This window comes from Buchananella hordeovulneris (genome assembly GCF_001907235.1).
GTDB lineage: Bacteria > Actinomycetota > Actinomycetes > Actinomycetales > Actinomycetaceae > Buchananella > Buchananella hordeovulneris.
In genome coordinates, this window is record NZ_MQVS01000014.1 from 1 (window position 1) to 13,046 (window position 13,046).

The 13,046-nt window shown below is 67.5% G+C and carries 12 protein-coding genes; 5 read left to right on the top strand and 7 right to left on the bottom strand.

What is annotated here, in order from left to right:
* Both BSZ40_RS11965 and BSZ40_RS10340 read left to right on the top strand, forming a co-directional pair.
* The coding region (locus tag BSZ40_RS11965; protein ID WP_158020902.1) for a DUF6318 family protein at positions 1 to 435 on the top strand (435 nt) is incomplete at its 5' end.
* Positions 436 to 629: 194 nt separating this feature from the next.
* On the top strand, positions 630 to 1,280 hold the full coding sequence (locus BSZ40_RS10340) for a hypothetical protein (protein WP_073826103.1): 651 nt from the start codon (positions 630 to 632) through the stop codon (positions 1,278 to 1,280).
* 188 nt (positions 1,281 to 1,468) lie between these two features.
* Here the strand turns inward: BSZ40_RS10340 and BSZ40_RS10345 are convergent, their stop codons facing one another.
* From BSZ40_RS10345 to BSZ40_RS10365, 5 genes are all read right to left on the bottom strand, one after another.
* Complete coding sequence (locus tag BSZ40_RS10345; protein WP_073826105.1) at positions 1,469 to 2,212, bottom strand: class I SAM-dependent methyltransferase; 744 nt, start codon at positions 2,210 to 2,212, stop codon at positions 1,469 to 1,471.
* On the bottom strand, positions 2,209 to 3,360 hold the full coding sequence (locus BSZ40_RS10350; RefSeq protein WP_143180951.1) for a hypothetical protein: 1,152 nt from the start codon (positions 3,358 to 3,360) through the stop codon (positions 2,209 to 2,211). The genes BSZ40_RS10345 and BSZ40_RS10350 overlap by 4 nt, the downstream gene beginning before the upstream one ends.
* A gap of 184 nt (positions 3,361 to 3,544) precedes the next feature.
* Entirely contained in the window at positions 3,545 to 4,813 is a 1,269-nt protein-coding gene (locus tag BSZ40_RS10355) for an ATP-binding protein (RefSeq protein WP_222842780.1), read from the bottom strand.
* 535 nt (positions 4,814 to 5,348) lie between these two features.
* Positions 5,349 to 6,434: a redox-regulated ATPase YchF gene (gene ychF, locus BSZ40_RS10360; RefSeq protein WP_073826113.1), complete on the bottom strand. Its 1,086-nt coding sequence runs from the start codon at positions 6,432 to 6,434 to the stop codon at positions 5,349 to 5,351.
* Positions 6,435 to 6,491: 57 nt separating this feature from the next.
* Positions 6,492 to 7,949 (bottom strand): amino acid permease, encoded by a 1,458-nt coding sequence (locus BSZ40_RS10365; RefSeq protein WP_073826115.1) that lies wholly within the window; start codon positions 7,947 to 7,949, stop codon positions 6,492 to 6,494.
* Positions 7,950 to 8,068: 119 nt separating this feature from the next.
* On the opposite strand from BSZ40_RS10365, the gene BSZ40_RS10370 reads away from it, so the two are divergent.
* Positions 8,069 to 9,349 carry a DNA recombination protein RmuC gene (locus BSZ40_RS10370; RefSeq protein ID WP_084542803.1) on the top strand — a complete coding sequence of 427 codons (1,281 nt, stop codon included), beginning with the start codon at positions 8,069 to 8,071 and terminating at the stop codon, positions 9,347 to 9,349.
* A 9-nt stretch (positions 9,350 to 9,358) separates the two neighbouring features.
* A complete protein-coding gene (locus BSZ40_RS10375; protein WP_073826121.1) occupies positions 9,359 to 9,712 on the top strand; it encodes a nuclear transport factor 2 family protein in 354 nt (117 codons plus the stop codon).
* A 114-nt stretch (positions 9,713 to 9,826) separates the two neighbouring features.
* On the opposite strand, the gene BSZ40_RS10380 is transcribed toward BSZ40_RS10375, so the two are convergent.
* The gene (locus BSZ40_RS10380) at positions 9,827 to 10,858 is read right to left on the bottom strand and encodes an ornithine cyclodeaminase (RefSeq protein ID WP_073826122.1); all 1,032 of its coding nucleotides are present in this window, start codon (positions 10,856 to 10,858) and stop codon (positions 9,827 to 9,829) included.
* A gap of 155 nt (positions 10,859 to 11,013) precedes the next feature.
* On the opposite strand from BSZ40_RS10380, the gene BSZ40_RS10385 reads away from it, so the two are divergent.
* The gene (locus BSZ40_RS10385; RefSeq protein ID WP_073826125.1) at positions 11,014 to 11,445 is read left to right on the top strand and encodes an Lrp/AsnC family transcriptional regulator; all 432 of its coding nucleotides are present in this window, start codon (positions 11,014 to 11,016) and stop codon (positions 11,443 to 11,445) included.
* On the opposite strand, the gene BSZ40_RS10390 is transcribed toward BSZ40_RS10385, so the two are convergent.
* Positions 11,446 to 12,969: a hypothetical protein gene (locus BSZ40_RS10390; protein ID WP_073826127.1), complete on the bottom strand. Its 1,524-nt coding sequence runs from the start codon at positions 12,967 to 12,969 to the stop codon at positions 11,446 to 11,448.
* Positions 12,970 to 13,046 lie beyond the last annotated feature (77 nt).

Genomic DNA, 13,046 nt, shown 5'->3' on the forward strand with positions numbered 1-13,046 from the left:
CTGCCTCCCGAGGCCCAAGCCCAAGCCGGTTTTGCCGAGGCCGAGCTGGCGGCGAAGTACTTCGTGGAGCTGCAGTACTACGTCGCCCAAACCAACGATCTTGCTACCTGGGAGCAGGTGATTCACCCCGAGTCTCCTAGCGGTAAGCAGGTAATAGAAAACACTCATAAGAGACAAGCTGATTTGGTACGCCTGGTTCACGAGGGGCTCAGCATCTCCCCCCTCAGGGCAGAACAAGGGCAGGAGGATGCCGACCTATTTCGCGTATTTCTAGAAGTTCACATGGCAGATGAGCTGACCGTATCTAGTGACGGAAGAGAAATTGATAGCGATGGAGATCGAACTCTTTATGTCACCTCATATGTAAAACACTTAGAAGGGCGGTGGATACTGGTAGATAGTAGCTTTTCCGAGGAGCGTCCGGAGGGATTATGAAGCTTGCGGCACTATTGGTGTTATTGCCATTGGTCATAGGTGTTCAGCGTGGCGATCGCGAAGAATACGACGCCGATACGTCATCCGATAGGGCGGACACCCTCAACATAGTCGGCCAGCAACAGTTCTCTGCTGAGGTGATTGTTGTGGGTGGGGGTCAGGTTGGGCCTGGGGTGGTTGGGGAGGGTGGTGGGGTGGAGTTGTCTCGGGAGGAGCAGGAACGGCTGGCGGGGTGGGCGGCGTTGTGTGGGGTGCATCAGGGCAGTCAGGGGCAGGTGCCGCAGTGGTGTCAAACGCCCGAGGGGCAGGTGGCCCCGCCGCAGGTAATTGACTGGCATAAACGGGTCACCATGGCCCAGGTGGCGCAGGTGGCTATCCATGGTTCGGGCATCCAAATGCAGCCAGATCAAGGCTGGGTGCTGATAAAGCTGGAGACCATCGTGACTACTAGCAACGCGCCTCAGGAACACCAAGTCCAGGTCCTTGGCCGGCCCATCAATATCAAGGTCACGCCCATCAACTTTCACTACGACTTCGGTGATGGTCAGAGCCTGGACACCCGCGATCCGGGCCGCCTCTACCCCGACCACACCACCTTCGTGCGCTACCAAGAAACCGCTCCCGCCCGGCAGATCACCCTGACCACCACCTGGACCGCGCAATTCGAACACCCCGTCACCGGCACCTGGCACCCCATCGACGGTACCTTGCAAACCACCGACAAAACCGGTGTCTTTGAAGTCCTACGCCTGCAATCGGTCATCGGCACCCGCCCCCCCAGAACCCCAAAACGCCTGGGACGTCATCCACCAACAAAACACCCAATAACCAACCCGAGGAAGTAGTCGGGGGCCTTCGTCCAGCTGGGCTGTTGCCCGGTTTCCGTGTCGGCAAACGGAATGCCAGTGCCTTGCGCGGGCCCTTACGCCGTCCTCGGCACCGTCCTGGCGGCGCCACCCTGGCCAGCTCTATACGCGGACCGTTGCACCACCTACCCGGCGCGCCTCACCTCGGCGCAGACGTAGTCACCGCCTCATGCAGCTCTCCCTCCGGGGCGCTCGGCGACAAACACCATGAGGGGCTGGTCTGCGCCGCCGGTAAACGGGGTGCGGGCCCAGTCACGGTAGGTGGCCGCCACCCGCAGCCCGGCCTGCTCCAGGTCGGCACAAACTTGTTCGTGGCTGCGGAACTGGAGCCGCTGGTCAATATCAATGACCTGTCCGTCGGCAACAAATTCGTTGTGGCAGTGCATGGTGACCACCCCGTCGGCGTCCGGTGGGGTGGTCACGGTGGCTTCTCGCAGCGCCCCGACCGGGGTTTGCCGCTCGGACAGCGGATCATTCCACTGCTCCCAGGCCCGCGCCTGCGGGTTGCGCGACTCGAACGCCACTAGCCCGCCCGGCCGCAGCACACCGGCTACCGCCGCGAGCGTCGCGGTCCAGTCTGCGCCCAGGATGTGCATCGCGACGTTGCCGGTCATCAGCACTAGGTCCGCGGTCACTGGCGGGAGCTGGGCCGCCGTGCCCGCAATCCACTCCACTCCCTGTCCGCCCGGGCGGTTACGGGCCCGCTCCAGCGCGGCGGTCGCCGGGTCAATGCCGATAACCCGGCGCCCCGGCCCTACCAACGTGACCGTCAAGATGCCCGTGCCGCATCCCAGGTCGACGATCGTGCGGGCGTCGTGCTCGGCCGCGAGGGCGCGAAAGAAGTCGTGGTCGGGGCCGTCCGGGTTGTCAACGTCGTAGACCACGGCCAGCCGCGGATCGTCAAAGCTCATGGTCCAGTCTTACCGGAGCCTTGGGGAGCGGGACAAACGGCTGTGGCGGCGCGTCGAAACGCGGGGCTGAGGGAGGTGTCGGCGGCCAACTGGGCGGCCCGGACCGCCCACTGCGGCTCGGCTGTCTCAATTCGGCCAGCCCACAGGCGCCGCGGCCAGCCGTGGGCGAGCGCCACTGCCAGGAAGCCTGCCGGGCTGCCCGCCTCAGCGGCGGCGAGGTCGCAGGCGCGGCGCAGACTGAGGCCATCCAGCCGGGCCCGGCCGACGGTAGCTCCCAAGAGCACCGGCCAACCCGCACCACCCCGCACGGCCCTGCCCCACTGCTCCTCCACCTCGGCTGCCGAGCCGTACCAGCCCACCAGCGGGGCGTAGACGTTGTCCGTCCACCGGTCACGGCGCTCCCGCACATGCGCAAACAACTGGTTGGGGACGCCAAACTCGGCCAGCGCCATCCCGTAGACAACGACCGCAGGCAGGCAAGAAAACGTCTCGCCGCCCAGAGACCGCAAGAAGCGGGAGCGCCAACCCGGCGCGAGCTGGGCAAGCTCATCCGCGGTGAGGCTGCCCGCATCCCACAGTCGTCGCAGCGCCAGGCCCAGCTCCGGCCCGCGGGTCCGCGGGTCGCGCAACCGCGCGCGGCACCAAGCCAGCTGCTGACGGGCGAGCGGGTACTGGGTCTCGAACCACAGAAGGCGGGCGGCCTGCCAGCCCGGCACGGGATCGGGCACAAACGGTCCCGGCCACGGCACGCTATCCCAGACCGAGCGTTCGGCCTCCTCCCAGCGGGTCAGGAGACGCCGGATCCAGGCACGGTAGTCGGCGTTGGCGGGGCCGCTCGCCTCGGCCAGCTCGGCCGCGTAGAGGCCGCGGATGTGCCCGAGGTGCCGCCACGCGAGGGCGGCACGCACCCAGGCGGGCCAGCCCGGGTCGGCCATGAGCTCGACGGCGAGGTCGAGGCAGTCGTCCAGCGGGGCTCGCGGCTCGCGCGGGTTCAACAGCGCTACGACAATGTCGCTGGCCGCCAGGTACCAGCTCCAATCCCCGGCCTGGGCGTGTGCCCACGCCAGCGCCACCGCGCGCACATCCTGGCCCGTGCGGGCCGCGGTCGCGGTCAGGTGCTCGTACACATCAAAGGGAGCAGCAGTCACAGGCATGTTTATAGCGCGCCGGGCGGCGCCAAGCCTCCGGGCAGCCGAGGCAACCGCCCTAGATGACCACCAGCAAGAAACAGGCGCCATATACACCGGATGACCTCCACCCAGCGCCAATTAGGGCGCACCCAACGCACCGCCCTACACGTTGAACCGGAACTCCACTGGGCCTCCGACAGATCTAACTCCATGCCACCGCGCCAGACCCATGCCCGATTGGCGTCCACAAGCGGTCGATGGGGATCACATGCAGACGATCCTGGTAGGTATAGGAGCGCTTGCCGGTCGTCATCATGATGCCGCCCAAGAAACGGTCGCCGAGCAGATCACGCAGTTTGGCCATGCCACGAAACTCCGCGCCCGGTGCTCGCTCGCTCGCTTTTACCTCTATAGCCAGTACGCGTCCGTCATCGCGCTCGATCACCAGATCGACTTCGTCGCCGTCGCTGGTACGCCAATGCCCGAGCGCAACCGGCTCCCCCAGCCATGAAGCCTGTTTGCGGACCTCCCCGACCACGAAGGTCTCCAGAAGATGACCGAAATCGGTCAACGCCGCCGGGTCGAAGCCTCGCAGTCTGTCGGGGGTGAGGCGAAGCAGCCGTGCGGCAAGTCCGGAATCGACGACATGGACCTTCGACTTGACACTTACCCGGGAGCGCAGCGTCTTGCCCCAGGCAGGCAGCCGCACGACCAGAAACAGATCCTCCAATAGACGCAAGTGATTCTCGGCGGTGGCCCTATTGATCCCCAGTTTCTGCGCGCCGGCGGAGATATTCAGCAACTGCCCGGTCTGCGAGGCAAGATACCTCAGCAGATCGGCAAGAGCCTGACGCTCCCGAATTCGACTGAGTTCGACGGCGTCGCGTTCGACGGAGGCACGGACGAAGTCGTCAAACCATCGCGCGCGCGACGCCCCGATCCGGCGCAGCGCTAACGGCATGCCGCCTGAGCAGGCCCGATCCACGTACTCGTCCCTCGTGGTCGGCGAAGTGGGGACCGCCGCCACCGTTTCCGCGGCATCCATAAGCAGACGCGCAAGGAAGTCCTCTCGAACGCCGACGATCTCCCCTTGCGACAAGGGCCAGATCACTTGCGCGTGCAGGCGACCCGTGAGGGCTTGGGCCGTGCGCGGCAAGGCGTCTTGCCGCGTGGAACCGGTAATAACTGCGGTACCCGGACTGCTTCCTTCTCTGTTCAGGCGCGCCTTGATCGCGTCTAGGACGTCCGGGAGACGTTGGTACTCATCGACGCACAGCGTCGTGGCCGTCGATACAGCGGACGCCAGATTCCCTTCCACGGCCTCACGAACCTCAATGTCATCGAGGTCGATGACGGTACTGCCCACCTGCGCCGCGAAGGCGCGCAGAACCGTCGATTTGCCGACCGATCGGGGACCGTGAAGCGCCACCACCGGCTCCACGCGCACCTGCTCCATGAGGGTCTCGCTCACCCGGCGCGCAACGATACCTGTCAGTCTCATGGACCCAACTTAGCATTTTTGAGCCACTCTGGTAAGCAAACTTGAGCGCGTTAACAGAGCAAATATGATCGCTTGCCGACGCAAGCAAACGCGGGCTCTTCTGGCACACGCGGAGCGCTCGGCCGAGGATGGAAAGGCAGCCAGTGCGAGCCCAAAGAGTCAGACGCCGAATCTGAGCCAAAGCCAGTCATCGGCTCCTCAACTGCCGCTACTGCTTCGTCGACCGGAACCTTGTAGCAATGCTTGGGCCAAGTCCCCAAGCTGCCAAGGTCGCTGCGAAGACCAATGCGTAGCGCAGGCTCCCGCCAAACGGCAGCTAGCGTGAACCGGCCTGGGCGTGTGCCCACGCCAGCGCCACCGCGCGCACATCCTGGCCCGTGCGGGCCGCGCCGGGCCTCCGGGCAGTCGAGGCAACCGCCCTAGATGACCACCAGCAAGAAACAGGCGCCATATACACCGGATGACCTCCACCCAGCGCCAACTAGGGCGCACCCAACGCACCGCCCTACACGTTGAACCGGAACTCCACCACGTCCCCGTCGGCCATGACGTAGTCCTTGCCTTCCATGCGCACTTTCCCGCGGGCGCGCGCTTCGACGATGCTGCCTGCCTCGATGAGGTCGGCAAAGGACACGACTTCGGCCTTGATGAAGCCGCGTTCGAAGTCGGTGTGGATGACGCCGGCGGCCTGCGGTGCGGTCCAGCCCTTGCGGATGGTCCAGGCGCGGGCTTCTTTGGGCCCGGCGGTGAGGTAGGTCTGCAGCCCGAGGGTGTCGAAGCCGACGCGGGCGAGCTTGTCGAGCCCCGCCTCGTCCTGCCCGGCCTCGGCCAGCATCTCGGCGGCTTCTGCGGGCTCGAGCTCGACGAGTTCGGATTCGAACTTGGCGTCCAGGAAGATGGCCTCGGCGGGGGCCACTAGCGCCCGCAGCTCGGCCTGCATGTCGGCGTCGGCGAGCCCGGCGTCGTCGGTGTTGAAGACGTAGATGAAGGGCTTGGTGGTCATCAGCTGGAAGGTGCGCAAAACGTCGGGGTCCAGGCCGGCCTGCGCGGCCCCCGCCGAGAGGATGACGCCCTGTTCCAGCAGCTCCAGGGCCGCGCGCGCCGTCTCCAGCACCACGGCCTCGGTTTTCTTGCCGCGCACCTCTTTCTCCAGCCGCGGGATGGCCTTTTCCAGGGTCTGCATGTCGGCGAGGATCAGCTCGGTGGTGATCGTCTCGATGTCGTCCTTGGGCGAGACCTTGCCGTCCACGTGCACGACGTCTGGGTCTGCGAACGCGCGCGTGACCTGGCAGATGGCGTCGGCCTCGCGAATGTTGGCCAGGAACTGGTTGCCGAGGCCCTCGCCTTCGCTGGCGCCCCGCACGATGCCCGCGATGTCGACGAACGACACCGTCGCGGGCACCTGCCGCTCCGAGCCGAAGACCTCGGCCAGCTTGCCGAGCCGCTCGTCGGGCAGCGGCACGACGCCGACGTTCGGTTCGATGGTCGCGAACGGGTAGTTGGCGGCGAGCACGGTCGCCCGGGTCAGCGCGTTAAACAGGGTCGACTTGCCCACGTTGGGCAGTCCAGCGATACCAATAGTCAGAGCCACGAAAGCCCAGTGTAGGCGAGTTGGCCGCCCGGCTCACGTTCCCTCGACTGGCCCTGCTCACACCCGATGCCCGGTGACGTCGATGTCCTCCAGGCGCACCATTTTCGCCTTGGTTTTCCACCAGTGCCCGAACCAGACGGCGAGGAACACGGGCAGGCCGATGTAGGCCGACAGCACCTGCCACAGTTGGCCCCGAAAGAGGGCCTCGTAGTTCTGCCCGAGCAACACCAGCAGGCACATGGAGAACGCCAGCAGCGGCCCGGCGGGGAAGAAGGGCGCGCGGTAGGGCAGGTCCTTCAGATCATGGCCCTGGCGGACGTAGGCGCGCCGGAAGCGGTAGTGGCAGGCGGCGATCCCCAGCCAGACGATGAAGCCTGACAGCCCGGAGACGTTGAGCAGCCAGGTGTAGGCCGTGCCCTCGCCGACGACGGCCGTCAGGAAGCCGAAGCCGCCCACCGCCGCGGTGGCGGCCAGGGCGTAGAGCGGCACCCCGTGCCGACTGACGCGGGAGAAGATGCGGGGTGCCTGCCCGTGCAGGGCCAGGGCGTGCAGCATGCGGGTGGAGGCGTACAGGCCGGAGTTCCCGGCCGAGAGGATCGCGGTCAGGATGATCGCGTTCATGATGGCGGCCGCGAACCCGACCCCGGCCCGCTCGAAGACGAGGGTGAATGGCGAGTAGGCGATGTCGGTCTCGTTGTTACGCAGCAGGTTGGGGTCGGTGTAGGGCAGCAGGAAGCCGATCACCGCGATCGCCCCGATGTAGAACAGCATGATGCGCCAGAACACGGAGCGGATGGCCTTGGGTACGTCGCGTTGTGGGTCGCGCGATTCGCCTGCCGCCACCCCCACCAGTTCGGTGCCTTGGAAGGAGAAGCCCGCGATCATGAACACCGAGACGATGGCCAAGAAGCCGCCCTTGAACGGGGCCTCCCCGACCGTCCAGTTGGCAAAACCTGGTGAGGGGCCCGCCATGACGCCGACAATCATCAGCATCCCGACGATTAAGAAGATGACGACGGTGGTCACCTTGATGGCGGCGAACCAAAACTCGCCCTCCCCGTAGGCGCGGGCGGACAGCGCGTTCAAACCGACGAGCAGGGCTAGGAAGGCCCCAGCCCACACCCAACCGGGAGTGGCCGGGAACCAGTAGGACATGATGATGCCGGAGGCCACCAGCTCGGCGGCCACGGTGATGGCCCAGTTGAACCAGTAGTTCCACCCCATGGCAAATCCGAAGGAGGGGGAGACGAACCGGGTGGCGTAGGTCTGGAAGGACCCGGCCACGGGCAGGTGGGCGCTCATCTCCCCCAGGGACTGCATGAGCAGCAGCACCATGAGCCCAATGACGGCGTAGGCCGTGATGGCCCCACCGGGCCCGGCGGCGGAGACCGTGGCGCCCGAGGCGACGAACAGCCCGGTGCCGATCGCGCCGCCGATGGCGATCATCTGCATGTGGCGGGCGGCCAGGCCGCGTTTCAGTTCGGTGCGGTGATCCGCCTGAGTCGATTCAGACATGTGACTCCCTAGCAACGACGGCGATTTTGCGCGGAGATTACCAATCTAATGCTCGGGAGTTAAGACCGGGCCAAGCGGTGGACACCAAAAATGTCAGTGGTCTCTGCTGCACTAGTGCCATGACGTTTTTGGAGATGTTCTTTCTGCTGCTCGTCTTGCTCGTGGGCGCGGCGGGGGGCTGGTTTGCGGGCCGCCAACAGGCCCAGGTCGACGTCGCCCAGGCCCGCAGCGCGGTAGCCGCCGAGCTGGGGCAGGCCCAGGCGGAGGCGGCGGCCCAGGCGGCGCGCGCCCAGGCGCTGGCGGGGCAGCTCGACGCCACCGCCCGGCGCGCCTCCCACGACAACCAGGTCCTGGCCACCCTGTCCCCCATCTCGACTGTGCTGTCGCAGCTGGGGGCCCGCGTTGAGGGCATGGAGCGGCAGCGGGTGGAGCAGTTCACGACGTTGGCCACCCGCCTGGAGGAGGCCACCCGCACCGATGCGGAGCTGCTGCGCGCCACCCGTTCGCTGGATGGGGCCCTGCGGGCCACCCGCGCCCGGGGCCTGTGGGGCGAGACCGCGCTGCGGCGCATCGTGGAGGCGGCCGGCATGCTGGAGCATGTGGACTTCTCCGAGCAGGTGGCCGCCGCCAGCGTCGGAGGCTCCGGCAGCGGGCGGCCCGACGTCACCGTCCACCTGCCGGGCGGCGGGCACCTGGCCATCGACGCGAAGGTCCCGCTGGACGCCTACCTGGCGGCGGCGGAGAGCGGCACCGTGGACGACGCTGCGGCCCGCGCGCACGCCAAGGCGCTGCGCGGGCACGTCACCGCCCTGGCCGGGCGTGACTACCCGCACCTGCTGGGTGCGGGCCCACAGCTGACGGTGCTGTTTCTGCCCGCCGAGCCGCTGCTCGCGGTGGCACTGCAGGCAGACCCCACACTGCTGGAGGCCGCGCTCGCCCAGGGAATCAGCCTGGCCACCCCGGCGACCCTGCTGGCGATCTTGAAGGCCACGGCCACGGTGTGGGCGCAGGAGGCCGCCCGCGCGGACGCCGAGAAGCTGCTGGCGGTGGGCCGCACCCTCTACGACCGCCTCGGCAAGGTCGCCGCCCACCTGGATTCCGTCGGCGCGCACCTGACGAAGACCGTGGGCGCCTACAACCGGGCCGTCTCGTCGTTCGAGTCGCGGCTGCTGGTCACCGCCCGGGAGGTCAACACCCTGTCCCAGGCGCACCTGCAGGTAACGGAGCTGGACGGCGAGCAGGTGCAGGTGCGGGCCTTCACCCGCCCTGAGCTGACCGCCCACCTGGAGAGTACCGACCCCGCGGCGTCCGGGCAGGTCTCCCCCGACGCGCCCGCAGCGGCGGCCGACGTCGACTCCCCGCCAGTTGGTGGCGGAGCCCCCAGCCAGGCCGCACGCTAGGCTGGTCGCATGGACCTGCCCGCCCCGTTGGAGGCCCTATTCGCCGCCGAGCAGCGCCGGGACTGGCCCGCCCTGGGGAAGTTGCTGCACCCCGATGTCACCTGGACGATCGTGACGGGGAGGGGCAGCCACACGGTCCGGGGACGCCAGGCCTACCTGGAACGGCTGGCGGCCGCCTACCGCGACGCCCCCGCCGCCACGTTCAGCGTCCACCGCACCTGGCTGGCGAACGACGGCCTGGTCGCCACCGAACTGGTGGACGACGGCGGCCGCGTCTCGCTGGACGTCTTCGCCCTCGCCGACGGCCTGGTGCGCCACGAGTGGGAACATCTGCTGGGTGTCCCTCACCCCGCCGAGCCCTAGGGCCACGCGGGGTGGGCGGCGGGCAGGCGTCCCAACACACCGGCCCGCCCACTTCGCCTGCATTGAGGGCCGCCCCCCGTTGTGGGGGCGGCCCTCAACACGGCCGCTTCCCGGTCAGGCCACGGCTCGGCACGCAGGCAGCTCGATCAGTGAAAACAAGTCCTTCGGGTCGGCGGGTTCTGCAATGAGGTCGATCTCCTCGCAGAACTCGGTGCCCGCCACGGCCTGCTCGACGTAGCACAGGGCGGAGAAGTCCTCAATCGCGAATCCGACGGAGTCGAAGACGGTCACCTGGTCATCGCTCACCCGGCCCGGACGCTGGCCGGTGATGACCTGCCACAGCTCGGTGACGGGGAAGTCGGCGGGCTTGGCCTGAATCTCGCCCTCGATGCGGGTCTGCTCGGTGTACTCGACGAACACCGGCCCCAGGTCCAAAATGCGGTGGTCGAGCTCGGTCTTGCCCGGGCAGTCACCCCCGACCCCCGTGATGTGCACACCCGGTGCCACCTCATCCACCGACAGCACCTTGGCGTTGCGCTTGTCCGCCGTGCAGGTGATGACCGCGTTGGCACCCGCCACCGCCGAGGATGCGGACTCCACAATCTCCACCTTGATGCCGACGGTGGCCAGATTGCGGGCCAGCTTGGCGCTCGCCGCCGGGTCGACGTCAAAGACCCGCACGCTGTGCAGTTTGCGCACCGCCCGCATCGCCAGCACCTGGAACTCGGATTGGGAACCGGCCCCGATCATTCCCAGGTGGCAAGGACCTGCCGGCGCCAGGTATTTGGCGGCGAGCCCGGTGGTGGCGGCGGTGCGCAGGGCGGTCAACAGGGTCATCTCGGCCTGGAATCGCGGATAGCCGTTGTGCACGTCCGCCAGCACCCCGAAGGCGGTCACGGTCTGGAAGCCGCGCCGGGGGTTGCTCGGGTGGCCGTTGACGAACTTGAAGGCGTAGGTCTGGCCGTCGGAGGTGGGCATCAGCTCGATGACCCCGTCCCGGGAGTGCGACGCCACTCGGGGGCGCAGCTCGAACTCCTCCCAGCGGCGGAAGTCCTGCTCCAGTTGCTCGATCATCCCCGCAATGACCGCTTCCGGACCAACGGTGGCCACCCACCGACGCATGTTGTCGACACTCACGAAACGCATTTGGTCCTCCTTGGTCCGCTCTCCCCCCGCCCGCGCGCTTACTTGTGGGCTTATCGGTAGCGTAGAGACAGGCGATATGCCTACGCAATTGCCTCCCTGTGCAATTTTTGCTTAATAACGCTCCATTGTGCACACATTGCGATACCATACCGCCCATGGCTGCACTTGATAGTTTGGACCGAGCACTGATTGCGGCTTTGCGAGTCAACGGGCGGGCGCCCGTCGCCGAACTTGCGCGCGACCTCGGCGTGACCCGCACCACCATCGCCCGCCGCATTCAGGCACTGGAAGACGAGGGCGTAATCCTGGGTTTTAGCGTGCTGTTGCGCAACGACGCCGCCGATCCCTACATCCGGGCCATCTCCCACCTGGCCATCGAGGGCCCCCACGTGGAGGCCGCCATTGAGGTGCTGCGCGGCATGCCCCAGATCACCGCGCTGCACGCCACGAACGGCGAGTGGGACCTCATCGCGGAGCTCAGCGTCGAGACCCTCGCGGACGTGGACCTCACGCTGGCCTACATTCGCCGCATCGAGGGCATCACCCGCTCCGAGACGCACCTGCTGCTGCGCTCGGTGCTGATCTGATTAGTCGAGCACCCAGCTCGGCAGACCGACGACGTAGCTCTCCACCGCCTCGCCGCCCCAGTCCGAGGCGAACATGATGCGCGACAGGTCGCGGGAAGCGGTGGCCTGCGGCTCGGCGAAGTACGCCTCGTCGTCGTCGCGCTGCCGCGGCTCAATCTGGGTGTGGGCCACGTTCAGCAGCCGCCCCTCAGGTTTGAGCTCGGCCAGCCACACCTTGCGGAACGGGGCGCGCGGCTGCTCCGCCGCCACCTTGCCCGGCTGATAGTCCCGGTAGTCGGCGTAGGTGGACACGACCACCCACCCCGGCCTGTCGAACGCCTGCCCGCTGATGTGCAGCGCGTAGCCCTCGCCCGGCTCGGGGTATAGCCCGGTCAGCGCGAAACGTTCGCCAGTCGCCAAGTCGATCACCGCCAACTCGCCCTGCTTATAGTCGGCGTAGACGTAATAGTCCTGTTCCTGCGGCCCGAACGCGAGATCGGAATGCTCGGTGGTGTGGTGCAACTTGCGTGGGGCGGAAAAGTCGCGGCGATAGGCCCAGGTGCCACCCTCGCCTTCCTTCTCCTCCCACGACGGCACCACGTACTCGCCCGACGGGGAGATGCTGACGTGGTCGGGCACCAGGTGCGGTCGCGGGAACTTGACCGCGTCCAGGGTGCTGACCACCTCGCCGGTGGTCAGGTCCACGACCACCAGCCCGTAGACAGTGTGCTTACCGGTGGCCTGGTCGTAGGTCAAGGCCGCGAGCGCCAGGTAGCGACCGTCGGCACTGGTGGTGCCTTCCCCGCGGGTGGTGTACTGGGCAGCCTCCGGCCAGGGCGTCTTGCCGGTCAGGTCGAACAGGGGGGTGGTCTTGCCTGCCGCGATGTCGCGGGTGTACCACTGCGGGCCGCCGTTGCGGGCGGTGAAGTGCAGCAGGTTGGGGTTCGTGGCGTCCCAGATGGGTTCACAGTCCCCGGCGAGGTCAGGCAGCTTCTCCAGGTGGGCGAAGGTGGTGGCGTCGTACAGGTACCAGTAGCCTGCGGCGTCTTGCGCTAGGTAGCGGGTGTTGTCGGCGTTGAAGGCTTGGCGCCGGGAGTACTCGTGGCGCATCCGCCCGCCTTGCCCTTCGGCGGCGTCGGTGGCGCGGTAGATCCGGGTGTCGTAGGCGGGGGAAACAAGATGCGGCCCATCCGGCCCAGTGGCGCGCTCGGGGCGCGCGGGCTGTTGCCAGGCGTCGTCGCTGAGCGGCGTCAGCGAGAACTCGGAGGGATAGAAGACGTCGAACAGGTTCTCACCCGCCTCGACGGCGGGCGCGGCCGTCGACGGGGCCGGGGCGGGAGTCTCGGGGACCGGGGCGGGAGCGGAGGCGGTGGCTGCGAGCTGCTCCGAGGCGGGCGGGGCACTGGTGCCCGCGGTGTCGGGGGCGGCCGTGACCGCGGAAGACGGGGCGGACGACGGCGGCACCGCGCCGGGAGAAGCCTCCTCGCAGGCGGCCAACCCGCCCGCCAGGCCCACCGCTATCGCTATCCAGGCTGCCCGTCGCATGTAACTCTCCTCACTCTGACCGCTGGCAACACCCTAGCGAGGAGTCCGCGCACCCACCTGCCCCGGAACCTAGTAGT